This window comes from Prolixibacteraceae bacterium, from assembly GCA_019720755.1.
In the GTDB taxonomy this organism is placed as follows: domain Bacteria; phylum Bacteroidota; class Bacteroidia; order Bacteroidales; family Prolixibacteraceae; genus Halosquirtibacter; species Halosquirtibacter laminarini.
Genome location: CP081303.1, coordinates 921,716 through 947,008, shown reverse-complemented (window position 1 = coordinate 947,008; position 25,293 = coordinate 921,716). Strand labels below are relative to the sequence as shown.

Genomic DNA, 25,293 nt, shown 5'->3' with positions numbered 1-25,293 from the left:
TAAATCTTATCGTTTAAACATTATTCAAGATCCAACAATACAGACTGTATATCAATCCATTCCACAGATTACAGTCAATATAAATTAGATATGAAATAACCAATCTCAAAAGAGAAAGAAAATAGAGTAAATATTCCCTGTTGTTAGTCAAAAACGAACAAACAAATATTTACACGTTATAAAAAAGATAAAATTTGTGGAGGTCCACGTCTAGATAATGAAGAGGATAAAAGAGGAGAGTGAATAATAAATTTGAGACGTATAAAGTATCTATTTTTCATCACTCTGCCTTCAACAAGAAGATGAACTAAAGCGATCAACAATGTTATTGGGAAAAATAGAAAACTGAGTGCTATAGATCTATTATCCTTCTGATTTAGTTCAGAAAACATATGCTCTAACGAGTCACAAAATTCGTGCTGGTTGGAGGTCGTCACACTGCCTTCGAGTCTAACAGACTCTGAATATTCATACGACTGATAATCAGGGACACTATTAATATGATGATGATGAGGGATAACCATATGAAGCAACAGCACTACCCCTGAAAGGTAGACGCTAAACAATTGGAGTTTATGTAACTTCTTCTTCATCAATAATGTATATTTGATTCAAAAATAGCTTTTGTTTTTTAATCAGCAAGAATAATCATTGTTTTTTTGACAAAAAGAACAACCTCTCTTACTAGTAAGAACAACCTTAAATAAAAGAACAGCATTGAATTATCTGCCAAGTAAAAAATCATTTTTTTCCGTATACGAATCAATAAATGATAACATAGAATAAACTTTCTGAGAGTTCCAACTATCTTTATTAATTTCCACAAAAAACGGAAGCCTATTATTCAACAAGTTTTTAGGTGCCGATCATTTCATTAAATAGGACTGAAAGAGAAGATTTTTTCTCATCTTGAGTGTCTAAAGAGACATAAAGTAACAATATTAGATTACTCGTATTATACTCTTAATACTTTAATAGAAAATGGGACATGAAGTAGCCATTATTGGAAATCACAATTTGAATTTTAAGAACCTTAAGATGTTGGCACAAGAACTTTCTCAAAGGTTCACCATTCGTGTTGATTATGGATATATAGACCAATATGAATTTGATGAAAATGGAGTAAAGCAAGAACCTTCATATCAGAATATTGTGTTGGGAAGTATTCCCCACGCAAATTCGGACAATATATTATGGATCAGTGATGAGTTCTATCCTATGCAGAAGTTGTTACAGAATCATGGAGACCAGTACATAGAGTTACCATACTTTCAGAATCAAAACCCTTATTTTCAAGAATTTGAACACGCAAAAAGTAGTCACTATTACCATCTTCATAATTTACACGAGGATTATGTGTACGGGTATATACAAAATGATTGTTTTATCAACCGCTATAGCTGTTATGATCCACGTTGGTGGTCGTTCTGTAGGAATTTTATGGAATCAGATGATATCCTAAATAGAGATCGATCAGCACTACAAGATTTTAGAGAAGAGGTGTTTGGGCTTCATTCATTGCTAGGGGGAGACATTGCATACTACTATGATAACCAATGTGATATTGAGGCATTAACTTACGAATTCTATCCATGGCATATGTTTACACAAGAGATAGATCGTCAATATAAAGATGGGGTAGTTCATATCACTGATTTTTTAGAAACCGAAAGATTGCTTCCAAGATCTACGTACCCAAAGGTTTTCTACGACGACTTTCAAGATCTCTCTAAGAAAATAACATCATGAAATTCACTATCATAAGAAAACACTAGGATGGAACAATCTCGCTAGGAATGTCACGCTATAATGAAAAGAATGGAGTGCTAGTCTTCACTTTACAGACAAGCACTCCATTCTTATTTTATTCTATCGGATGATAAAAGTCTTCTGTTTGGGACCAACTCCTTTGATCGTTAAAGATTTCCACTGTTTAGGTAACATAGGTTTTTTCTGGATAATACCATTCTCGGTAAATTGTAGTCCACCAAATCCAAATAACACCACTTGAAGCATTCCTCCTGCCCCAGTAGCGAAGTAGGATCTGTTGGCTGTAGCAGTTTCACTTAATGCTCCAAAGGGTGGATGTTTGTTGGGCTCATATGACGCTTTAAATAGAGAATAGGCATGAGAAGCATCTCCCATTCTTGCATAATTTACTGCAAAGATTGCTCGTCCCATGGCAGGCCCCTCAGGAGCCAATTTGGGCTCATAATAAGCAAGGTTCTTAGCGATGGTTTTACTATCGGTTACAACATGCAACGGATAAGACAATAAGTTCACATCCGCTTGTTTTATGATCGCGCCATCATATGTTTTGTACTCCTTCACTGTACCATCTTCGAAACGATGAATTTGTAGACCATTCGCAATCTCTTTCCATTTAGATATAGGTTTTATTCCCACCTCTTTTGCTGCTTGGGTGGCATAATGCAATACCGTTTGAACTGCTCCATTGGTAAAAGCATTATCATCAATATTGGTTGCATATTCGTCAGCGCCAATCACATTTAGAATAGAGTATGTACCATCCACATTCTTGGTAACACGACTAGTCCAAAAGTCGGCCACCTCTTTCAGGACAGGGTACCCTTTTGATTTCAACCACTCCTTATCCTTCGTCACACAGTAGTAGTTCCAAAAAGCAATACCAATATCGGCAGTAATGTGATGTTCGAAAGGACCAGTAAGAGCATAAGGTGGCGTAGCTTCCTCTCCACTAAAGTCACTCTCCCAAGGATACATAGCCCCTTTATATCCATAGGTTGTAGCCCTACGCTTTGCAGCCTCTAGCCTATCGTAGCGATAATTCACCAAAGAGTTTGCAATACCCTGATTGAAGAGTAACAATGGCGGAAACATCCATAGTTCGGTATCCCAAAAGATATGCCCATTATAGGGAGATTGAACGGATAGCCCCATCGGAGCAATACTAAGATCGTTACCCGCGCGACCAAAAGCGTAGAGATGATATAGTGCAAGTCTTACATCTTGCTGGGATGCGATATCTCCCTCAATGATAATATCGCCTCTCCAAAGATTCTTCCATCGCTGAACATGCTGATCAATCAATGTTTTACGGGGAGTAAGAAGGGTGTATATGGCAATACGCTCACTTTCTGACTTTGGGTCAAAGAAGTTTTGGGAAGAACATACCGATGCACTCCATACAAAATCCAAGGAGTCCTTTTGCTGCAATGCTTTGCGAAAGCTAAGGGTATGTTCCCATTTTGAACGAGTAGTATGTTTTAGCTCTGGACGCGCTTTAGCATATGCTGAAGTGATATGAGGCCAAACAAAAGTGGCAGAGGTGCTTACCGTCTGTAGACCATATCTACTTTTTGCGAGAGATTGAAGAATGGGCATCGACTTGTCGGCATCGGCTAATACTTGGTATCGTTGAACAGGCTCTTGATAATCAGACTTGGGGGTGACAATCTTCCCACATACCTTCACCTCGATATCTTTAAGAGCTTTAATGTTGACATTAAAATAACCCGTCTGAGGAAGATTACGTAGTGCATAGAGTTCATAACTAATCTTAGCTTTATCCTTATACTCAAAGGAGCAGACCAGTTTCGCCTCTTTCATATCGAAGGTTTGACTCCATTGATGAATATTATCCGAAGTAATCCTCTCTCCATCTACTGTAATCTCTAGGTTCCCGAAGTTCATTCCATGAAGCACCCGACTCACCTGATGATACGGGTCTTTATCGAAGACATGGTTCAACACCACATGTTTTACCCCAAACGGAGTGGAAGTAGGTAATATTCCAATAGTTCCATTGGCAAGTACTATTCCTGTATAGTTATCGGAGGTTTCGGTTGAAATATTCCAACCATCATTCACTTGTGCCATGGAGATCAAAGAGAAGATCATCCAAAGCATCGTCACCATAAAAACTCTTTTCATCATATTTAGTGCATTGTATCCGTATATTCTACAAAATAATATAAATAGAGATATGCATTCATTCGTTTTTGATTCTTTTCCTAGAAAAATTCATAAATAACATAAAAGGGTATTTTGAGGTCATGCAAATCACATAGAGAACGAAAACTCCACTCCTACCCATTGATGGAATCAAACCAAGAATATGTCTCCAATGAAACCTGATAACATCAGTCTAAACACATAGAATCTCTTGGTGAGTTACGAATATTTTCTCTCTACAAGTCTCTAGTATTTTACAAAATGGTTCATAAAGCCTCTTCCACAAAAACACATAGACACCTAATTACCAGAATTTTGAAAACAATAAAAGAGTTTTTAGTATTTCTTCATATCCAAAAACTTGGTAGTTCAAAATAAAGGTAATAGTTTTGTTGTTGTAAACAAATATCGTTAAACACACATAAAGAGATGATAGAGGATATTACAACCAAACATGCAAGAGCATATTTCACCTTTATAAAAGCATCTAGTTGGATGGAGAAAAAAATTAAAGGGGCATTGAAACCATTTGGGATAACCCATGTTCAGCTAAATGTACTTCATATACTCTATAGGAATGCTCCAGAACCGGTGTCGGTAAATTCGATAAAAGAGCAACTTCTAGATAGTAATCCAGATGTAACTAGGTTATTAGACCGACTAACTAAAAAAGGATTTATCTCTAGAGAGACCTGTCCAAACAACAGACGTAGAATCGATATAACGCTGACCAAAGAAGGAGAAGCAATATTATATGAAGCACACAAAAGAGCAAAGATATCTGTAGGAGACTTTTTTGAGAAGAAAATTACAGAAGAGGAGGCTATTGAACTGAAGCGTATTATAGATAAAATAATAAAATAATTTTTTGTATCAATAGATATCCACAACAGATATTGTTACAAACACAAAGAAATCACAATAAAGAGATGGAATAGACCCAATGAATTATCTCTATCGATAAGAAACCATTCCATCTAAGATTATTTACAAATATTTAAAAAAAAGAAATATGAAACTTAAGAATATTCTTACAGCAGCATTTGTACTATTCGCCATTACGGTAAATGCAAAAACAGTTAAAGTAGACACAAAGAACTCCAACATAGAGTGGATTGGGAAAAAAATAGGTGGACAACACAATGGAGCCATTCAACTAAAAGAGGGGGTATTAAAGTTCAAAAATGGAAATATTCAATCAGGAGAGTTTGTTGTGGATATGAATACCATTACAAATACAGACTTAGATAGCAAAACATATCAAGACAAATTGGTTGGTCACTTAAAGTCAGATGATTTCTTTGGTGTAGCAAAATATCCTGAAGCCAAACTACATATTATCAGTAGTACTCCTTTCAATAATAATGAGACAACGGTAACAGGAAACATTACCATCAAAGGGGAGACAGAAAAGATCACATTCAAAGTCAAAAGATCGAACAATATCTATACCGCAAGCCTCGAAGTAGACCGCTCTCATTTTAACGTTAGATATGGCTCAAACAGCTTTTTTGACAATCTAGGAAATAAAGCAATTGACAATATATTTACTCTAAACATCAAGTTGATAACAGAATAAAGGCTCTTCTTCGAATATTGATAATTGGATATTGTTTTGACTATATTTTATAGATAAATAGAGTACAAGAAACAACTATCACTGTTTCTTGTGATACTCTCACTATTAGCAAAAAGAGATAGATATTGTTCATGATACGAGATGGAGAAAAGGAGGATTTATTAATGCACTGTATCTAAAAAACATACCCCAAAGTATAGATCATTAAAGAAACCTGTATTTGCTTTCATTCCTAAATAACTGGGAATATGGCACCCTCTAACAAACCATTTCTTGAATCATATCATTACAAAAAAGGTCATATGAAAACAGATAGACAAATTAAAAATATATCGCGCCTTAATATTCCATGGAAAACGCAAGATCCCTTTCTTTTTGGGACATATCATCACGAAAGATATCCTGGAGGAGATGATAACTTAGGGCTTTCTCATGGTTTAGAGGGAAGAAACAAAGGGAACGATTTCTCAGGAAAAGACGGTTGGAGTATGTACCATGGCTCCCATATCCCTGGATTTCCATCGCATCCTCATTGTGGATTCGAGACCGTAAGTATCGTAACGGAAGGCATGGTGGATCATTCAGACTCAATGGGTGCACACGGACGATTTGGAGATGGAGATGTACAGTGGCTAACTGCAGGGAATGGCATCAACCACTCTGAGATGTTTCCTATGTTAAACAAAAATGCCAACCCACTGAAGATTTTTCAATTATGGTTAAATCTTCCCGCTAAGAGTAAAAGTGCTACCCCCTATTATCAGATGTTATGGAGTGAGGATATTCCTAAGCTCACACTAAAGGATTCTCATCAAAAAAACACTATACTGAATCTGATTTCGGGATACTATGGAGATAAAATATCCCTGTCGCCAAATCCAGATTCATGGGCTGCCGATCCAAATAATCATGTTCAAATATGGACATTGGATATGGAAGCTGGTGCCACCTTTGTGATTCCTCCATTAGAGGAGAATGTGAATAGGTCACTATATTTTTACCAGGGGGATACGGTCACTATTGAAGAAGAAGTGATTGAGAGTGACCACATGGTTGAACTGAAAAGTGAAAAAGAGATCGTTTTGCATAATGGGGATCAAAGAGGGTTGTTTGTTTTTCTACAAGGAAAGCCTATTGCAGAACCAGTGGTTCAATATGGTCCTTTTGTAGCAGAATCGAATGAAGCATTAAAGAAGAAGCTTAAAGAATATAGAGAGACTGAATTTGGAGGTTGGCCATGGAGTACGTCAGAAACTGTTCATGATAAAAACTATGGTAGATTTTCTGTAAATCCTGATGGGAATAGAACCGACAAATAAAGATCGTCTAAAAAAGCATATGAGAGGGTAAAAAGGAGGCTATAAACGAACCTCCTTCTCTACTTAAAACAAATTCATCATAGTGTGTAAAATCTCTAAAGTCAAGAGTTTTTATGCACTATTTTTTTTATTGAGATAGTCTAATTAGAAGTAGATTATAGTAGAAACATCAAAAAGAAGATACCAATTGAAACATCGTTTTGGATATCTATATAAAACAAGTTATTGTATCGTATAATGTATGAAACGATAGCTCGAATTTCTCAATCTGACATTTTCAAACAGAATGATTAAACGAAGAACAAGCAGTTATATCTCCTAATAGTGGTGAAACTACTTGTTCTTCTCAAAGCATATGATTGCAGCAAAGGGCTATACCTTGATGGTGATTTTAAGGTTCAAAAGAGAGGTTGATTTCAAACTCCTTCTTATATCTTGCAGGAGAGATCCCTGTAATCTCCTTAAAGATTCTGGAAAAATGGTAACGATCGGCAAAACCTGTTTGCCAAGCCACTTCATCAATGGTAAGGTTAGAGTGATGCAAATAAACACAAGCCCTATCAATTCTTTTTCTCTTCACATACTTCTGAGGGGAAGTACTTATCTCTTTGGTAAAAAGACGAATAAATGCATTGGGAGCCATTCCCGCAATATTCGACAGTGAGATATTGGACAGATCCTCATTTAGGTTTGTTTCTATATGGCTTAAAACTTCCAATATTCGAAAATCATTAGAGATCAAATTCCAACTAGATTCTGGCAAAGAGGACAACAAATCACTCACAAGAGATCTAATTACAAGATTCGCATAGAATGTGAAACGAGTGTGTTCATGATTAAGATGTTGTTTCAACACCTCTATCTTCTCCTTAAAATGATCTGTCAAATCATATACAAAAACTCCTGGAGCAATATTATCATACGGCATGCCGATATTAAAATGAATAAAGAAATGCTGAATATATTTCTCTTTTTGCATCTTTTCAAAACATTCAGAAGAACCTATGCGACCTCCTTTTAACTCATATCCATTTTGAGGTATTTTATAGTTATGTAAACGGGTCGCATAAGATGTATTGGGTGCAATCATCACAATTTTATCCGGAGTTAATTGGTATGTTTTATTATCATACATGATCACAGCCCCCTCTTCGCTATTATGATAAATTCTCCAATAAGGAAATGAGAGTTCATTAAATTCCCAATGTTGCAACCACCAATATCGGCAGCAGTGTAAGTGTAAGTTATAGCTAGGAAACATCTGTAATATTTCAGAAGGATCTCCTTTATCAGGTTTTTTAAGTCGTGTTTTCATCAGCTTTATGTTTGAAATAGATACAAATATAATGATAACAAACATTTATTAACTAGTTAAATATTATCATTTTTGTTTAAAAGTTAGAGAGTTCATTTAAAACACAATAAAATATAACCAATATGGCTAAAAGGTTAATAGGCGATTTACCTAAAGTAGGGATCAGACCTGTAATTGATGGTAGAGAGAATGGTGTAAGAGAATCGTTAGAGACTCAGGTTATGGATCTTGCAATAGCAGCTGCAAAATTCATTGAAGACAATATAAAATTCCCTAGTGGGGAGAAAGTAGAATGTGTCATTGCAGATACATGTATTGGTGGTGTAGCAGAAGCTGCAATGTGTGCCAATAAATTTAAGAAAGAGGGAGTAGGTGTTTCATTGACAGTAACCCCATGCTGGTGTTACGGAACAGAGGTAATGGATACAGATCCTCTAATTCCCAAAGCAGTATGGGGATTTAATGGAACAGAGCGTCCAGGGGCTGTTTACCTTGCAGCAGCACTTGCTGGATATACCCAAAAAGGACTACCAACATTTGGTATCTATGGACGTGATGTGCAAGATTGTGATGACACATCCATCCCTTCGGATGTAAAAGAGAAGCTACTACGTTTTGTAAAGAGTGCCCTTGCAGTAGCACAAATGAACGGAAAATCATATCTATCTATTGGATATAGTTCTATGGGTATTGCAGGCTCTATGGTTGACTCAAACTTCTTCCAAGACTATCTAGGTATTCGCACAGAGTTTGTGGAATCCGTAGAGATTCTTCGACGTATCGAAGAGGGGATCTACGATGAAGAGGAGTTCCAAAAAGCCATGGCTTGGACAGAAAAACACTGCAAAGAGGGCGAAGATCCTAATGTTCCAGAGAAACAGGCAACTGCTGAAAGAAAAAGAGTGGAGTGGGAAACTGTTGTGAAAATGACTTTGATATGCCGAGATATGATGATTGGTAATCAAAAAGTTATTGACAAGGGATATAGAGAAGAAGGATTGGGTAGAAATGCAATCCTAGGAGGCTTCCAAGGACAGCGTCAATGGACCGATTATCAACCAAATGCTGATTTCCCTGAAGCAATTCTTAACTCATCATTTGATTGGAATGGTATTCGTGAGGCCTTTGTTTTCGCCACAGAAAATGATAGTCTCAACAGTGTATCTATGCTTTTTGGACACCTATTAACCAATACCGCACAGATATTCTCGGATGTTAGAACCTATTGGAGTCCAGATGCTGTACAACGTGTTACAGGAAAAGAACTAACTGGATTGGCAGGAAATGGAATCATCCACCTTATTAATTCAGGATCCACTACCTTGGATGCAACCGCACAACAGAGAGATTCTGAAGGGAATCCTACAATGAAGCCATACTGGGAGATCACAGAAGAAGAGGTACAAAAGTGTCTAGATAAAACTACTTGGCCACAAGCAGACCGTGGTTATTTTAGAGGAGGAGGATACTCTTCTCTCTTCAAGACAGAGGGACAGATGCCTGTAACGATGTGTCGTATCAATATGGTTAAAGGCTTGGGACCAGTACTTCAATTGGCAGAAGGATGGACTGTAGAACTACCGGATGAGATTCACACCGTATTGGATCAAAGAACCAATCCTACATGGCCTACGACATGGTTTGTTCCTAGAACCAATGGAGAGGGTGCATTTAAAGATGTTTATTCTGTAATGGCCAATTGGGGAGCAAACCATGGAGCCATTAGTTATGGACATATTGGTGCCGACTTGATCACTCTTGCTTCGATGTTGCGTATTCCTGTGAACATGCACAATGTGAACGATGATGATATCTTCCGTCCAAGTGCATGGAACGCATTTGGAGAGGATAAAGAGGGATCGGACTATAGAGCATGTGAAAACTATGGACCACTATACGGAATGAAGTAATGATTTCAACTTCAAATTAAACCTATATAGTTCGAATGACAGTTACAGGAGCCTTTTAAGCTCTTGTATCTAGTCATTCTAAGATGTCGGATAATCAAAATAAAAGGGAAAATGACTCATAAAGATATAGCGATCGTTTTTGATTGTGGCGCAACCAATGTAAGGGTTATTGCGATGAATAGATCGGGGCAAATCATTGCAGCCCAATCGATGCCTAACGAAACGGACGAAGATCCATACTATCCAGGAGGAAGGGTGTGGGATATCGATAAGTTATGGTCCAAATTGTGTAAAGCAACCAAAACTGTTACTGCTCAGATCGATGTAGATCAGATCGCAGGAATCACAGTAACCACTTTTGGAGTAGATGGTACGTTTATCGATGATAAAGGAGCGCCTCTATACCCGATTATTTCATGGCAATGTGCACGTACCCAACCTATCATGGACAATATTGGCAAATATATGCCATTGGAAGAGGTGTATCAAATCAGTGGGGTCTATCCATATGCTTTCAATACCATCAATAAGATGATATGGTTTAAGGAGAATAGACCAGAGGTGATTGAACAAGCAGATAGATATCTATTTATCTCCTCTATTCTTGCAAGCAAACTATCGGGAGTATACCAAAACGATGCAACCATGATGGGAACATCCATGATGGCTGACATTGGGAAAAGAGATCTCTCCGAAAAGATATTAAACACCCTTGGTATTGATTTAGAAAAATTCGGGTCCATTGGGGAACCTGGTGATCAAGTAGGAGGAGTTACAGAAAGTGCGGCTTTGGCAACAGGATTGCCCGAAACGACACCAGTTTTTCTAACTGGACACGATACCCAGTTTGCTATATTTGGATCGGGTGCAGAGTTGAATCAACCTGTTTTAAGCTCCGGCACATGGGAAATTATCATGACAAGAAGTAGTTCGTTCTCTTCTTCCATTAAAGAATTAAAAAACAACTTAACTACTGAATTAGATTCTATATCAGGAGTTTACAACATAGGTCAGAACTGGTTGGGATCGGGAGTATTAGAGTGGTTCGCCAAGAATTTCTACCCAAACTTAAGTGGAGATGCATTATATGAAAAAATGATTCATGATGCAGAACAAGAAGTGCCAGGATCGGAAGGGATATCGGTAGATCCAGCATTCTATGATGATGGAACAAGCAAAAATTCTGGAACCATCAGAGGATTAAAAATAGATACACGAAAAGGACAAGTATATAGAGCATTCTTAGAGAGTCTAGCATATCGTTTGCGAGAAGGTTTGGAAGCAATAGAAGAAGCAGGTGAATTTAAAAACGATTGCATTATATGTGTCGGTGGTGGATCTAAAAACATGCTATGGAATCAATTGCGAGCAGACGTATGTAATACTCCAATCCATTTAATTGATCAAAAAGAGACCACTGTATTGGGAGCAGCAATGTTTGTTTTTTCAGGTTCTGGAGTATATAGTACTCCTGAAGCTGCTAGGGAAAAGATTACTTATAACCCCAAAGTAATCACTCCATCAAAAAATATTAATATCTACAACCAACTCTATAAACAGTTTCTCGAATTTAAGAATAAACCTTAGAAGTATGCTAAAAGGAATATCTCCACTACTAAACCCTGAACTATTGTCTACCCTATACAGGATGGAACAAGGTGACGAAATTGTGTTAGCAAATGCAACATTTCCTGGAGAAAGTTTTAATAAGAATGTTATTAGAGCTGACGGAGTGGAAATACATCATTTGTTGGAAGCGATTCTTCCCCTTATTGAATTAGATCAATATACTGGTAGTCCTTTGATTATGATGGATACGAATACTGGAGACAAGATAGATCCGAATATCGAGCTACGTTATCGTAGAAGTATTCAGATCACCAATCCAGATATAAAGGAGATAGGGAAGATAGAACGTTTTTCTTTTTTTGAACGAACAACCAAAGCATATGCTGTTGTCATTACAGGAGAAACAGAGAAGTATGGGAATATCATCATCAAAAAAGGAATGACACCAATATAAACCAATAAACAAAACACATAGTGAATCCTCAAACCAAAGTAATCGAAAAGAGATATATTGTTCCATTTGTCCTCATCACAAGTCTTTTTGCCTTGTGGGGATTTGCCAATGATATCACCAACCCAATGGTGGCTGCATTTAAAACAGTCATGGAGCTTTCTAATACGAAAGCGACATTAATCCAATTAGCCTTCTATGGAGGATATACCACCATGGCTATCCCTGCAGCGCTATTTATACAGAAGTATAGCTATAAGAAAGGAGTACTTCTTGGACTTGGACTATATGCATTAGGAGCACTCCTATTCTTTCCAGCAGCCCACTATCAGATGTTTGGCTTCTTTGTCGTTTCACTATATGTTTTGACATTTGGTCTTGCATTCTTAGAGACCACATGCAATCCATTTATCCTCTCCTTGGGATCCAAGGAGACCGCCACACGTCGACTTAACTTTGCTCAATCTTTTAATCCATTAGGATCCTTTCTAGGGATGATTGTAGCTGCAAAATTTGTACTTGCAAACTTAAATGCTGACAAGCATTTCGATAGTGTAGGAAATAAGATTGCTTTTTCTTCATTAGATGAATCCACCAAGGCATTAGATCGATTACACGATTTGGCTGTAATTAGAGATCCATATGTTGCATTGGGACTTGTTGTACTTGCGATGTTTGTTGTGATTGCTATTATTAAGATGCCAGACACTGCACATCAAAAGGATATTAAACCATTGCATTCAATGAAACGATTGATTCATAACAAAGTGTATCGAGCTGGTGTTATTACACAAATAGCATATGTTGCTGCTCAGATTATGTGTTGGACTTTTATTATTCAATATTCTGAGAATCTAGGTTTATCGAAAGAGGCAGGACAATACCATAATATGGTTGCCATGGGGCTATTTATTACAGGACGTTTTGCTAGTTCCTATTTATTGAAATATGTCAATGCAAGCAAACTTTTAATGTGGTTCGCAATAGGAGGCATTGTAACGATAACAGGAGCAATATTCATTGTTGGATTACCTGGATTGTATTGTTTGGTTGCAACTTCTCTTTTTATGTCATTGATGTTCCCTACAATATATGGTATTGCACTAGGAAATGTTGGGCAGGATATCACACTGGGATCCGCAGAATTGGTCATGGCTATCGTGGGGGGGGCTATTATGCCTATGTTGCAAGCGATGGTTATTGATCTAGGAACCGTTGGTAATTTACCAGCTGTTAATGTATCGTTTGCTCTTCCTTTAATGTGTTTCGTTGTGATCGCTATTTATGGGAAATATTCCTATAGAATATTGGCAAAAAGATAGTTCAGAGATATAAAAGTATTCGTTTTAAAAACAGATACTCAAATAGATAATAATAAAAAGAGTTTATAAAATTTAAATATTAGGTTATGAATAACATAACAATTTTACCTAAAGGAGTACAAGAAGAGATCGATAAGGTTTCCGAAATTGCTGGTTACCTATGGCAAAGAGAGTGGGCAGAAAGGAATGCTGGGAACATATCTATCAACTTGACAGACTACTTTAAAGGGGTAGAGCTAGATAATCCAGATCGATATTTTGATTTTGCATTCCCAAAAGAGGCAGCAGGTTTGGTTATTTTTATCTCAGGAACAGGTTGTCACCTTCGTCACCTAATCAATCGTGTAGAAGAGGTGGCATGTATCCTGAAAATTAATGAGGAAGGTACAGGATATTCTATTGTATGGGGTGGAAAGAAAGAGAATTTTGGACCTACATGTGAATTAATATCACATGCTAAAATACATCAAGTTAACACTGTGAATAATCCAACACATAAAGCGATAGTACATACACACCCTATCGAATTGATTGTAATGAGTCATCACCCAATATTTGATGATCAAGAGTTACTGAATCATTCTTTATGGAAGATGTGCCCTGAAATTAAGGTATTTGTACCCAAGGGAGTCCACTGTACCCCATATGCTCTCTCTAGTTCTGAAGATCTGGCAGACAAAACCATTGAAGCACTGCGCAATAACAATGTTTCGTTGTGGGAAAAACATGGTGCAACAGCTACTGGAGAAGATGTAGAGAAAGCATTTGACTACCTTGATGTGGCAAATAAAGGAGCAAAATTATTATTAACAGCATGGTCTGCTGGCTTTGATCCAGCTGGACTAAGCAAAGAACAACTGAAGGAACTTGAGCAGTTTACATAAAAACTAAAACAAACTGAGTAGTCTGAACATATGGTTCAGACTGCTCAATTATATGGCGATAGAGCTTATGACATCTGCCCAAATAGGCAACTATAAACACAAACAAACCGAATAGACTCAAGCAGTTTATTCAAAAAACTAAAACAACAGGAGTAGTCTGAATATATGGTTCAGGCTACTCAATTATATGGCGATAGAGCTTATGACATCTGCCCAAATAGGCAACTATAAACACAAACAAACCGAATAGACTCAAGCAGTTTATTCAAAAAACTAAAACAACAGGAGTAGTCTGAATATATGGTTCAGGCTACTCAATTATATGGCGATAGAGCTTATGACATCTGCCCAAATAGGCAACTATAAACACAAACAAACCGAATAGACTCAAGCAGTTTATTCAAAAAACTAAAACAACAGGAGTAGTCTGAATATATGGTTCAGGCTACTCAATTATATGGCGATAGAGCTTATGACATCTGCCCAAATAGGCAACTATAAACACAAACAAACCGAATAGACTCAAGCAGTTTATTCAAAAAACTAAAACAACAAGAGTAGTCTGAATATATGATTCAGGCTACTCTATTTTTAGATCTTTGTTATTAAAAGAACAACTTGATTGTTTTACTGTAAATTCAATTGCCATGAGACACCAAACTGGTCTATTACCCATGCAAACTTCGTACTAAATCCATAATTATCTAATGGCATAGGAACCTCACCATTCTCAGATAGTTTGGAATATAGTCTTTCGATCTCCTTCTCATCATCACATTCAATATATTTAGAAACTGCAGGAGAAAAGTCCCAATTATGATGGGCAGGACTATCACTACACATAAAAAGATTTCCATTAAGTTCGAAAGTCGCTTTCATGATTCGCCCCTCCTCAACAGGAGCCTCCTTACCCCAACGATTGATATGAATAATTCGAGAATTATCGAACAATGCAATATAGAAATTCATTGCTTTCTCTGCATTATTATCTTGAAAAGTTAATGACGTAATAAATTGCTTTCTCATACCGCTACTTTTATCTTTTATTGTAGTCCTCAGTCGTTCATTTTCAGCCTTCAGCTTGTCTATTTCTTTATCGTTACTTTTTTTATCCTGATTAGTATAAGCTAAAACAGCCAAACCAATCAGTATTACGAATGGTATTAATCCTTTCATTCTATGATTCATAATGCTTTTGTTCATTCGTGTTATCCAGTAATAGGACCTTAATAAAAGCCATCTCAATTCATCTAACAATACGTGTAAATAGACTCAAACAAGATGACTTTGGATACTATCTCTCTCCTAGCTTTCTTAAGAATGCTGTTATATCTTTGGGTTCAGCTCTATTTCGATAGTCCGCATCTAGGAAGGCATATACAATTTTCCCATTAGTATCAATGATGTAAGTTGCAGCCAACGGAAGTTCGTTCGATGTATCCCCATTATGTTCATTCAAACCGATCTTTTCGTTATAAATCTTGGCCACTTCGTCAGTCAATTTGAATACGACACCATACTCTTTCGCCACTTTATTCCCAACATCACTAAGCACTTGAAAATCTAGATGATGCTTCTCACTTGTTGAGATGGATTCATCAGGTCGTTCGGGGGTCAATGCTAACAAATTGGCACCTAATGCTTTAATATTTGGCAGTTCTTGTTGCAGGTATCTCAAATTAATATTGCAATATGGGCACCAACCTCCTCTATACCAAACCAAAACAACTGGCCCTTTTTTTAGATAGTCTGACAAAGAGGTATTTTTCTTCAGTGCATTCTTCAAAGTAAAATTAGGTGCGATGTCTCCTACATTCTTTGCAGACTCAAGGATACCACTAGCTTTTACTGCATCGATTCCTTCTTTGTATATCTCTTTAGTATTCGAGTCTGCCTTTTTGGTAAAGTTCTCTTTACGCTGCTCCAACTCCTGGCTTTGGGTTGGAACTTCACTCTTAGTCGCCTTTTCAATAGTAGACGATTTCTTCCCACTCTTGCTATTACAAGAGTAGAGAGCACTTAATAAAACTCCTAAAATAATAATTGTAGTCTGTTTCATGACAATATTTTTTGGTTTTGGGTTTATATCTAAAAGATTAATAGTAACATTTTTAAAGAGACAAAGACATTACCTATTGGCAACACCGATATCATGCTTTAAATATATGGGAGATGTAATGTTCGATCTGTTGTTGGGAAAAGACCTTCGAAGCAGTTGCAAATCCATACATCGCAATAAAAAGAAAATCTGCTTTTTGTTCTATCTCATCCTTTGTAAAATCAGTCGCTTCTTCAAGCTTAGAGGCAAATACATTTCGAATATTGGAGGTATACTCTTTGATAATATTTAAGATCTCGCTATCATCTCCATTCGAACATTCATTCGCAAGATTGGTCAAAAGACAACCTTTCTGGATATGATTCTCTTTCGAGAAGTTCAGAAAGTCATAAAAGAACTGTTTTATCGCATTTATGCCTCCACTTGCATTTTGTAACTTGTCTATTATAACATGTAGCTTCGCCACATAACACTTAATACTCTCTAGTAGAAGTCCATATTTACTTCCAAAACTAGAGTATATAGAGAATTTGTTTATCCCCATTGCAACCTCTAACTCCTGCATCGATGCGGACTCATATCCATGTATCCAGAAATAATTCATTGCTTTTTCTAGAACCTCATGCTCATTATAAGTTTTGACCCTTGGCATATTCATTTCAGTTTTCATATAACTAAACAATCGGTTAGTTATGACTAGTTAATCAATGTTTAAAAAGTTTTTTAAACGTTTAACCCCCACTCTCTTAAACAACTAAAGACAATAAATGAAAGCCATAACGGAAACAGGTAAAGATCCTTCTATTTTAAATCAGGTTTGTAGTTATTGGCCACATCTCTAGCCTATATAGATGCTCAATATTATTACATACATGCCTGAAATACGACAAGAAAAAATTAACAGATAGTCCCAATACATTAAGGGGATCAGACTAAATTGTTATAATAGAGAAAAAGAGAAGGTCATCTTGAGAGAATACACATCTTCTTAGTTATCTCAGTCGGATAGATTAAATCTTTCTATTCGTATAATTCAATCTACTTGAATGAATAAAGGTGTGAACAAGATAGGGGACTTTGGCTTTATGTACTGACCCTGCCACATAATATATGAACGGTTCAAGAGTAGTTTGATAGGGGATTGAAAGCACCTTTGTTCATGGTTTGTTCATGGTTTGTTCATGGTTTGTTCATGGTTTGTTCATCGATTCTCCATCGATTCGGTGGATGAAGCATGAATAAAGATTGGGTAAAAGATGGAGAATCTAGCCTTCAATCCCCTACTTGACCATTATTTATAAACAAAAAAGGACACTGTGGCACTGTCCATGGCACTGTCCAGAAAAGTGTGTAAGTGGTCTTAATGTATATTTCAAATTAAATGTCCCTTCCCTCCAAATATGGTCGAGAATCGAACCAGACAAAATCATAACATCGTTGACAAAAGCAAAGACAAAGACAGAGGCTAAGTTCTCATAAAAGCAAATCGCTTTGTTTTGGAAACGATATTAAATCATGATATTTATTTTTAACTTTAGAATTCATATGTTACTTAGAAAACAGAAAGGCTCCTTTGTAAAACAGAGAATCCAAAGTCTTTTTGCAACAGCAATCCCATAAATACGATAACCTGAAAGATTGTTTTTTCAAAGTAAAAACAACATGATAAATTCATAAATTATGAGACGACCTATACTTCTACTGTTTGCTTTTTTTATCAGCATATTCTGTATCCATACAAGAGTGATAGGACAGACAAAATTTATTAGATATGAAGATTTTGAGCAAGAATATCATAAAAATTCGAATCTAAAAGAGCTAGATAAAAGGTATGATCTACTCGATATTTTGCTACTAGACCATAGTTTGAAGGCACCAATTTATAAATATGCACCCCATCTTAAGGATTATGATGAGTTCTTTTCCTCCTTGAAGTCTGCCAATGATGCACCCGTTGGGTTCTTTTGCGCAATAGATACTATAGAGAAACTCTTCGACTCTAAGGTCTATATAGATAAGATATTAAGCTGTGTGTATCCAGACGATCCCCAATATCGCCCTAACTACAAGCTTCAATATCCTATTTATATTAAGGGTAACACTGCTGTGATCGAATTCTACACAGAAGACTCTTTAGACAAGTACTATTTAAATTTAAATAAAGGGGTACTACAAATTAGGTGGGTCTACAGCATCAACGATTAAAAAGGATCAGGTGATAATTTAGGAGAATTGATCGGAATATAGGTTACTGCATTTCGACAAGCTCAATGACCACATTTCGACAGAAAGGTTGCTGGGCCCTTCTACAAGTGGTTCCTGAGTTTATCGAAGGACTCAGGGACCCACTTTTCGAAGCAAATAATGCCTTTACCATTATAAACCATGGTTGCTCATCTTGTGCTCCTTCCAGGAAAATTGTTCCCCATCAGAGTGCTATCATTGAGTAGGTTTACGAATTGCTCAGCAAAGTAAAATGGGATAAAATCCTGTTTATGGAATCGGTTGGCAGAGAACTCACGAACCAATATTTTTATTATTTTTGGGTTTGACACCCATGGTCGTTTGAAATAGGTTCAAGCTCTACAGATAATAAAACAAGACATTCAATATATGTATAACTTCCACTCCATAAAAGAGCTACTCAACACATTAACCTCAGGGAAAGAGTTATTGGGTGAGATGTTTGGGAAACGAAAATCGTTTGATTATCGATATAACCAAGCAATTGAGCTGGATAACTATGATGAGAATAGGGTCAATGCGCTTATCGACAAAGGCATCATTCAAAGGAATGGTAGATACCTTGAGATTGAAGAGCAACTACTCTCCTTCTTTGAACAGATATTAGATGTAAATGAGGAGATCAATATCTCTCTTATTCATGAACAAATTACTTCTTTAAGAGAGAATATTGATTACTATTTATCAGAAGATACGGAATATCAGAAAGGAAGATACCTGAAAATAGTTAAAACAACCCTTCGTAAAATTGGCCTAATATGCTCCCGAAATATTGACGATCTATATCGTAATATTGACAGTACATTTAAGACCGAGCCGAACTATAAAATCAAGATAAAAAAGCTCGAGAACTACGGCAAACGAAGGGACGATATCAAACAGCTTATTCAGCAAACAGAGACTTTTGTAACAGAAGATGAACTAACCTTTTTTGCGACAGCAAAGGATCAAGAGTTGATTGAAATCAAAGGAAAGCTTCTTACTGACTTGAATGTCTCTATGCACATCTTGATAGAGATCGAGAAACAGATCATCGACTTTATAAATCAAGTAAGAGAACAAAATAAGAAGATTGAGAAGATACGTCAAATCAAATATCTGAAAGATCAATATGAACTTGAAAACAAAAGTGATATTCTTGGTGTATTAAATAAAGAAAATGCTATCCTCTTTGAAAAGAGAACGAATACTTCGGTCAAATTATCCCTAGATATACTACAGGAGGACAGTATATATCAAATCATAAAAACGCTGAGTCAGAAAGATCAAAGCAAAACCAAAAAGAAGATCTCTTTAGCGGGTGCGATAGACCCCTCTTTCTTTAATGAGACAGAAGAGAGTGATCTGTTTATTGATTTAGAGAAGATGAAGACAAGCTTTACTGCTTCTGGCTATCACTTGTTGGAATTTGTCTTGCAATACAACTATCCAAAACAGGTTCATTTTGAAGATATTGTAACCTATTATTGTCAACTAATTTCTCTATATGAGAACGATTTTAAGTTTACAGATAGGTATATAACCCATAAAGGGGTGGAGTTTTCAGTTGTGTATCCTATATAGGAAGGTGTTCATATCAAATTTAAATCGATGGGAATAAATAATTATAAGAATGATGTATTCGAGTTATTGAGCAAAGGGAATTTTATATGTTCTAATAGCTCCGAACCACAAAGACAGAGACTATACAACTATATAGAGGATCATTTCGACGCATTAGCAAGCTATTTTAAAGAGATAAATTACATTCTAACACAAGGTGTAGAATACTTCTATTTCACACGACATGAACAGAAAGCGGATATAACAAGAAAGCTAGAACAAGCATTTCGATGGATTGACATTCTCGATCTCTTTAAAACATATGATCCCTCTTTTGGTTCTGGTTATCGCTTTACCCCTTCCGAAATAACCGTAGAGCTTAAGAGAAATGCCACGCTTAGGAATAAGTTATCATCCTTAAAGAAATATACCAAGTCAGAAAAGGAACTTGAAAAAATAGGGGATCTGATTAAAAGTCTCGAGAAAGAGGGATTTGTAGAGTTAGAGGATGCAACAACAGACGCTTATAAAGTCCTCTCTTCATTTAGTTATTTAGAAAACTTAGTCCTAAGTATTAACCTTTCAGAAGAAGTTCAAAATGAGATACCTAAATAAAATTATTTTCATTAATAGTGCAACAATCCCATATGCTGAAGTTCCTTTGGATGGTAATATACACTTTATTGGTACCCAAGGAGTCGGGAAAAGCACGGTACTACGTGCGATTCTTTTCTTTTATAATGCAGATTCACGAAAGTTGGGGATTCCTAAAGGACCTACCTCTAAAAGTTTCGTAGATTGGTATCTCAAACATACAAACTCCTATATTATTTATGAAGTGATAAAAGAGACAGGAGCTTTTTGTGTATTAGCCTTTAAGTCACAGAATAGAGTTTGTTATCGCTTTATAGACACCCCATATAAATCGGAATATTTTATTAAAGAGACGCATGAAGCATTTGCTACGTGGGATGCGATCCGAGAAAGATTGGATGCAGACAGGGTGAATGTCTCTCCTATAATCAGTAGCTTCGACGACTACAGAGATATCCTATTCGGCAACTATGCAGGAAAGAGAGAGTATAAAAGATATGCACTACTGGAAGCAAAGCAGTATAAAAACATATACCGTACAATCCAAAATGTCTTTCTAAATACCAAGCTAGATGCAGATGAAATAAAACAGACAATCATCTCTTCCATGGAAGAGGAGAACACCAAGATAGATCTAGAACAATATGACCATCACCTAAAAGATTTCGAGAAACAACTTAATGATATCAAGAGTTTTCGATATCCTTCGGTGCAACGACAAGCCAATAGTGCCATCACAAACCTTTCGGCTTTACGTCATCTTCAGATGGAACAAAACAATCTTGCAGGACAGCTTAAATACCGACTTGATTTTATAGAGCAAGAGAGACCTCTGTGCGTTAAAAGAGAGATAGAGAAACAAGAGATATTAAACCAAGAGAAGCACGAATTAAACCACCTAGAAGGACTATTCCATAAACGAGAGAACAAGATCAAAGAGGAGGTCATTGGCTTAAACAATAGGATGAAAGACTCTAAACGACAGAAGAGTTATTATGCAAGTAAAAACATTGAGGAGTTAATAAGTCGAGTGGCAAAGAATGAAGAACTCAAACTAGCGCTAGATTCGCTAAAGAAAGAGCGTACGATATTAACCAATCAACATAGTGACATTCAAAACAAATTTGATGCACTCATCTCGGAACAGCAAAATCAGTTTCATCTTTTTAGGAATCAAAAAGAGGAACAAAAGATTGAAATAGATAAACAGGAAATCGCGTTTGTCTCCAATCTCCACAAAGAGTATGGTGATTTGTTACAAAAGATAGAAGAGGATCTCCATATAGAGATTGAGACAAAAGAGGCATCTCTATTGATCAAATCAGAGGCAGTACACAACCTCAACAACCAGAAGACAAAATTAGAGTATACAAAATTATACGATGAGGAGATCATACGCAAACAAAAGGAGATCAGCGAAGCACAATTATCAAGAAGTACAGAAATAAACAATTGTGGTAATTTCAAGCAACAGATTGAAACACTACAAACGAAGTGGGATTATGCAATACAGAAGGCCGAAAACGATTATTGGATGGACATGAATAGTCTGAAAAAAGAATTAAATCAGACGATTCAAGTCAAACAAGATATAGAAGACAAAATAGCCAAAAGTAGTGATTCACTCTATGGCTGGTTAAATCAAAATAGACCAAACTGGGAGAGTACAATTGGTAAGGTGATAGATGAAAAGCTACTTTTTCAAGATGGACTATCTCCTAAGCTGTCGGATAATAGCACCTCTTTATATGGCGTAAATATCCACCTTGAGGATTTAGAAATAAAGATTAAGACGATAGAGGACTACCGTTTCGAGATAGAGAATTATACTTCTACAATCGAAGCATATCGTCAAAAGATTCAAGTGACATCCGAGTCAATAGAGAAACAGAGAGTAAAGATTCAACGTCGATATCAGCCCAAGATAAAAGAGCTTAAAGAGAAGATACGTCAGTCTGAATTTCATGCAGAACAATTAAACAAGCAGATAGAGAAAGAGAAGCAAAACCTTAATTCTCTAATACAGAAGGCTCAGACTGATAAAATTGAGGCCATCAGTATTCTGCAAAAAGAGATAAATAGTGCTATTTCGGTTAAAGAGATGGCATTCAAAGAACTTAAAGAATGTAAAGAGAAATTACGCAAAGCCAAAGAGAATAAACAAAAAGAGAAAACACGTAGGATCAATAAACTTTGTGCCGAAAATCAAATTACCAAAGAGAACTTGCAACATCAAATTAATGAAAAGAAAGGAACTGTAGATGCACTGATTGCCAACTTAAAGACACAGCAAATTTCTGAACTTCATAGCAAAGGAGCAGATACGAATCGTATTATTGAGATTGACAAACAGATTACAACGGTGGACAATGAACTTCTTTTTATTGAGAAGAATAGGTCTATCGTGAGTGAATATGAAAAAGATAAAAGAGAACTGTTTGACAAAGTGAAGGAGTTTTCCAATAAAATAGACACCTTAAATAGTAAGCTACAACAACAGCAGTCTGATTTTAATAATCAAAAGGAACTCTTCTTACAAAAGATCGATTCACTGAAACAGGAGATCCATATAATAGAGAAGCATATTGAGGTCTTGGATGCCGATGTAGAGAAATACAACAGGCAATCTGTCTCGGAAGCACTCTCCTATTTCGAGAGAGTTAAAGAGAACATTGCTACGATAGAAACAGAAGAGACTGCAATCAATATTATTGATAAGATCTTAAATAATGATGTCACTCTAACGAAAAAGAATCAAGAGTTAAGAGAGAATATCGATAAGTTTCTATCTCATTTCTCCAAAGGAAATTTATTTAACTTCCCTACTAGACTCATCGAAAACAGAGAATATATAGATCAAGCAGAGGAGTTAAACAATTTTATCGAAGACAATCTAATTGAGCATTATGAGAAACTGATCAACGAACGTTTTGCAGATATTATCAAACTTGTAGGAAAAGAGACCACCTCACTTATTTCGAAAACAGGAGAGATTAAAAGGATCATCAATAAGATCAATGCAGACTTCAGGCAAAAGAATTTTGTTACCGCCATTAATAATATTGAACTAGGGATTACAGATAGCAAGAATAGTGCAGTTATTCTTTTGAAGAAAATAAAAGCGTTTAACGACGAAAATGCCCATATCTTAGGGGAGGCCAATCTGTTCTCTGGAAACAAACAAGACAAGAGCAATGAAAGAGCGGTAGATCTTTTAAAACAACTAGTTAAAGAGATCAACCAAAGTAAAAATACGGAGATAAAACTAACAGATTCTTTTGAATTGACATTCAGGATAGAGGAGAATGGCAACGACACGGGATGGGTCGAAAAACTTAGTAATGTTGGATCAGAAGGGACAGATGTTCTGGTGAAAGCCATGATCAACATTATGCTTCTCAATGTGTTTAAAGAGGGAGCTTCTCGAAGATTTAAAGACTTCAAACTACACTGTATGATGGATGAGATTGGAAAACTTCATCCTACCAATGTGAAAGGAATACTTCATTTTGCAAATGATCGAAACATCTTACTTATCAATGGTTCGCCAACAGAGAACACTCCACTAAACTATCGTCATATCTTTAAAATCAGTAAAGACAGTAAAAAACAATCGACCATTAAACGTATTGTTTCTAATCCTATTTAAAAAGGAAGAGATGAAGAAGATAACCATCCAGACGGCAAAAAAGATACAACGTTTAATCCTAGGGGAATCGATTCCTTTAGGACAACTAAAAAATGCCATCATCAATCAAATGATTGATGATGGCGTGCTGAATATAAAACTTCAAGGTCGCAGTAAAAAGACCGTCTTTGTCCTCACCCCTGAAGCTGTAACAAACTATCTGCACAACGAGATGGGGATTCACGATCTAGGGGTATATATCCGCAATTTAGAGAGTGGCACCACAAGGGCTGAGAATATCATAGCCTCCTCCGATTCGAAATCTTCTGTGGTGCGTACGTTTAAAGGTTTTTTGGTCAACTGCGTGGCTCCCATAGAGGCTGAGATGCACAATAAGGCATTGGTGATAGCCCCCCAAGAAGGAACCTATACTTATATCCACGACTATGAAAGCTTTCATATCCCTTCGGAGACCGTAGTGGTTGGTATCGAGAATCCAGAGAACTTTCGATATATCCAACAACAGATAAGTCTTTTTGACCATAAATCCATCTTATTTGTTAGTCGCTATCCCCAATCCAAAGATTTAATTCGATGGCTACAACAGGGTGACAATTCCTATATCCACTTTGGAGATTTTGATTTTGAGGGGATACGTATTTTTAGAGATGAGTATTTTAAATATCTTGGAGACAGAGCGTCTTTCTTTATACCCCAAAATATAGAGGATCTAATTCAACGATATGGAAACAAAACACTATATGATAAACAGTTTAGATCCACTTCCTCTTTGAACCTAAATGAAGAGGTCGCACAATTAATTGATCTATTTCATCAATATAAGAGATGTTTAGAACAGGAGATATTTATAAGCTTGTCGAAGGAGTAATGTATGTAATAAAGAAGAATCCTAAAAGCGACTCTTTTAGGATTCTTTCTAA

20 protein-coding genes are annotated in these 25,293 nt (G+C 36.4%); 14 read left to right on the top strand and 6 right to left on the bottom strand.

Features of this window, described 5'->3' with window-relative positions:
- Nucleotides 1-176 precede the first annotated feature (176 nt).
- The gene (locus K4L44_04020) at nt 177-593 is read right to left on the bottom strand and encodes a hypothetical protein (protein ID QZE15004.1); all 417 of its coding nucleotides are present in this window, start codon (nt 591-593) and stop codon (nt 177-179) included.
- A 388-nt stretch (nt 594-981) separates the two neighbouring features.
- Between K4L44_04020 and K4L44_04015 the strand changes: the two genes are divergently transcribed.
- Nucleotides 982-1,749, top strand: a complete 768-nt coding sequence (locus K4L44_04015; GenBank protein QZE15003.1) for a hypothetical protein — start codon at nt 982-984, stop codon at nt 1,747-1,749.
- A gap of 120 nt (nt 1,750-1,869) precedes the next feature.
- Here the strand turns inward: K4L44_04015 and K4L44_04010 are convergent, their stop codons facing one another.
- A complete protein-coding gene (locus K4L44_04010) occupies nt 1,870-3,918 on the bottom strand; it encodes a hypothetical protein (protein ID QZE15002.1) in 2,049 nt (682 codons plus the stop codon).
- A gap of 447 nt (nt 3,919-4,365) precedes the next feature.
- On the opposite strand from K4L44_04010, the gene K4L44_04005 reads away from it, so the two are divergent.
- The 3 genes from K4L44_04005 to K4L44_03995 all read left to right on the top strand — a co-directional run bounded on the left by K4L44_04005 (nt 4,366) and on the right by K4L44_03995 (nt 6,834).
- Complete coding sequence (locus K4L44_04005) at nt 4,366-4,800, top strand: MarR family transcriptional regulator (protein QZE15001.1); 435 nt, start codon at nt 4,366-4,368, stop codon at nt 4,798-4,800.
- Nucleotides 4,801-4,948: 148 nt separating this feature from the next.
- Nucleotides 4,949-5,515, top strand: a complete 567-nt coding sequence (locus K4L44_04000) for a YceI family protein (protein QZE15000.1) — start codon at nt 4,949-4,951, stop codon at nt 5,513-5,515.
- A 302-nt stretch (nt 5,516-5,817) separates the two neighbouring features.
- Nucleotides 5,818-6,834, top strand: coding sequence for a pirin family protein (locus tag K4L44_03995; protein QZE14999.1), 1,017 nt, complete (start codon nt 5,818-5,820; stop codon nt 6,832-6,834).
- Nucleotides 6,835-7,225: 391 nt separating this feature from the next.
- Here K4L44_03995 and K4L44_03990 read toward each other — a convergent pair whose 3' ends face one another.
- Nucleotides 7,226-8,149 carry an AraC family transcriptional regulator gene (locus tag K4L44_03990; protein ID QZE14998.1) on the bottom strand — a complete coding sequence of 308 codons (924 nt, stop codon included), beginning with the start codon at nt 8,147-8,149 and terminating at the stop codon, nt 7,226-7,228.
- Nucleotides 8,150-8,271: 122 nt separating this feature from the next.
- On the opposite strand from K4L44_03990, the gene K4L44_03985 reads away from it, so the two are divergent.
- From K4L44_03985 to rhaD, 5 genes are all read left to right on the top strand, one after another.
- Complete coding sequence (locus tag K4L44_03985; GenBank protein QZE14997.1) at nt 8,272-10,059, top strand: L-fucose isomerase; 1,788 nt, start codon at nt 8,272-8,274, stop codon at nt 10,057-10,059.
- 111 nt (nt 10,060-10,170) lie between these two features.
- Nucleotides 10,171-11,646 (top strand): L-fuculokinase, encoded by a 1,476-nt coding sequence (fucK, locus tag K4L44_03980; protein ID QZE14996.1) that lies wholly within the window; start codon nt 10,171-10,173, stop codon nt 11,644-11,646.
- A 4-nt stretch (nt 11,647-11,650) separates the two neighbouring features.
- Complete coding sequence (gene fucU / locus K4L44_03975; protein ID QZE14995.1) at nt 11,651-12,082, top strand: L-fucose mutarotase; 432 nt, start codon at nt 11,651-11,653, stop codon at nt 12,080-12,082.
- 20 nt (nt 12,083-12,102) lie between these two features.
- Nucleotides 12,103-13,401 carry an L-fucose:H+ symporter permease gene (gene fucP, locus K4L44_03970; protein ID QZE14994.1) on the top strand — a complete coding sequence of 433 codons (1,299 nt, stop codon included), beginning with the start codon at nt 12,103-12,105 and terminating at the stop codon, nt 13,399-13,401.
- Nucleotides 13,402-13,487: 86 nt separating this feature from the next.
- Complete coding sequence (rhaD, locus tag K4L44_03965; protein QZE14993.1) at nt 13,488-14,285, top strand: rhamnulose-1-phosphate aldolase; 798 nt, start codon at nt 13,488-13,490, stop codon at nt 14,283-14,285.
- 627 nt (nt 14,286-14,912) lie between these two features.
- On the opposite strand, the gene K4L44_03960 is transcribed toward rhaD, so the two are convergent.
- From K4L44_03960 to K4L44_03950, 3 genes are all read right to left on the bottom strand, one after another.
- A complete protein-coding gene (locus tag K4L44_03960; protein ID QZE14992.1) occupies nt 14,913-15,473 on the bottom strand; it encodes a VOC family protein in 561 nt (186 codons plus the stop codon).
- Nucleotides 15,474-15,579: 106 nt separating this feature from the next.
- Complete coding sequence (locus K4L44_03955) at nt 15,580-16,344, bottom strand: AhpC/TSA family protein (GenBank protein QZE14991.1); 765 nt, start codon at nt 16,342-16,344, stop codon at nt 15,580-15,582.
- A 91-nt stretch (nt 16,345-16,435) separates the two neighbouring features.
- The gene (locus K4L44_03950) at nt 16,436-16,996 is read right to left on the bottom strand and encodes a TetR/AcrR family transcriptional regulator (protein QZE14990.1); all 561 of its coding nucleotides are present in this window, start codon (nt 16,994-16,996) and stop codon (nt 16,436-16,438) included.
- A gap of 1,028 nt (nt 16,997-18,024) precedes the next feature.
- Between K4L44_03950 and K4L44_03945 the strand changes: the two genes are divergently transcribed.
- The 5 genes from K4L44_03945 to K4L44_03925 all read left to right on the top strand — a co-directional run bounded on the left by K4L44_03945 (nt 18,025) and on the right by K4L44_03925 (nt 25,241).
- Nucleotides 18,025-18,549 carry a hypothetical protein gene (locus K4L44_03945; GenBank protein QZE14989.1) on the top strand — a complete coding sequence of 175 codons (525 nt, stop codon included), beginning with the start codon at nt 18,025-18,027 and terminating at the stop codon, nt 18,547-18,549.
- Between the two features lie 408 nt (nt 18,550-18,957).
- Complete coding sequence (locus K4L44_03940; GenBank protein ID QZE14988.1) at nt 18,958-20,151, top strand: hypothetical protein; 1,194 nt, start codon at nt 18,958-18,960, stop codon at nt 20,149-20,151.
- Nucleotides 20,152-20,178: 27 nt separating this feature from the next.
- Nucleotides 20,179-20,745, top strand: a complete 567-nt coding sequence (locus K4L44_03935) for a hypothetical protein (protein QZE14987.1) — start codon at nt 20,179-20,181, stop codon at nt 20,743-20,745.
- Nucleotides 20,729-24,373, top strand: coding sequence for an ATP-binding protein (locus tag K4L44_03930; GenBank protein QZE14986.1), 3,645 nt, complete (start codon nt 20,729-20,731; stop codon nt 24,371-24,373). The genes K4L44_03935 and K4L44_03930 overlap by 17 nt, the downstream gene beginning before the upstream one ends.
- A 10-nt stretch (nt 24,374-24,383) precedes the next feature.
- Complete coding sequence (locus K4L44_03925) at nt 24,384-25,241, top strand: hypothetical protein (GenBank protein ID QZE14985.1); 858 nt, start codon at nt 24,384-24,386, stop codon at nt 25,239-25,241.
- Nucleotides 25,242-25,293: the final 52 nt, after the last annotated feature.

Coding starts and splice junctions, on each gene's coding strand:
- K4L44_04000 (QZE15000.1), top strand. CDS start 4,949: ATGAAACTTAAGAATATTCTTACAGCAGCATTTGTACTATTCGCCATT.
- rhaD (QZE14993.1), top strand. CDS start 13,488: ATGAATAACATAACAATTTTACCTAAAGGAGTACAAGAAGAGATCGAT.
- K4L44_03940 (QZE14988.1), top strand. CDS start 18,958: ATGTATAACTTCCACTCCATAAAAGAGCTACTCAACACATTAACCTCA.
- fucU (QZE14995.1), top strand. CDS start 11,651: ATGCTAAAAGGAATATCTCCACTACTAAACCCTGAACTATTGTCTACC.
- K4L44_03930 (QZE14986.1), top strand. CDS start 20,729: ATGAGATACCTAAATAAAATTATTTTCATTAATAGTGCAACAATCCCA.
- fucK (QZE14996.1), top strand. CDS start 10,171: ATGACTCATAAAGATATAGCGATCGTTTTTGATTGTGGCGCAACCAAT.
- K4L44_03985 (QZE14997.1), top strand. CDS start 8,272: ATGGCTAAAAGGTTAATAGGCGATTTACCTAAAGTAGGGATCAGACCT.
- K4L44_03950 (QZE14990.1), bottom strand. CDS start 16,996: ATGCCAAGGGTCAAAACTTATAATGAGCATGAGGTTCTAGAAAAAGCA.
- K4L44_03925 (QZE14985.1), top strand. CDS start 24,384: ATGAAGAAGATAACCATCCAGACGGCAAAAAAGATACAACGTTTAATC.
- K4L44_03955 (QZE14991.1), bottom strand. CDS start 16,344: ATGAAACAGACTACAATTATTATTTTAGGAGTTTTATTAAGTGCTCTC.
- K4L44_03995 (QZE14999.1), top strand. CDS start 5,818: ATGAAAACAGATAGACAAATTAAAAATATATCGCGCCTTAATATTCCA.
- K4L44_04005 (QZE15001.1), top strand. CDS start 4,366: ATGATAGAGGATATTACAACCAAACATGCAAGAGCATATTTCACCTTT.
- K4L44_03935 (QZE14987.1), top strand. CDS start 20,179: ATGGGAATAAATAATTATAAGAATGATGTATTCGAGTTATTGAGCAAA.
- K4L44_03960 (QZE14992.1), bottom strand. CDS start 15,473: ATGAATCATAGAATGAAAGGATTAATACCATTCGTAATACTGATTGGT.
- K4L44_04015 (QZE15003.1), top strand. CDS start 982: ATGGGACATGAAGTAGCCATTATTGGAAATCACAATTTGAATTTTAAG.
- K4L44_03990 (QZE14998.1), bottom strand. CDS start 8,149: ATGAAAACACGACTTAAAAAACCTGATAAAGGAGATCCTTCTGAAATA.
- K4L44_04010 (QZE15002.1), bottom strand. CDS start 3,918: ATGATGAAAAGAGTTTTTATGGTGACGATGCTTTGGATGATCTTCTCT.
- K4L44_04020 (QZE15004.1), bottom strand. CDS start 593: ATGAAGAAGAAGTTACATAAACTCCAATTGTTTAGCGTCTACCTTTCA.
- K4L44_03945 (QZE14989.1), top strand. CDS start 18,025: ATGAGACGACCTATACTTCTACTGTTTGCTTTTTTTATCAGCATATTC.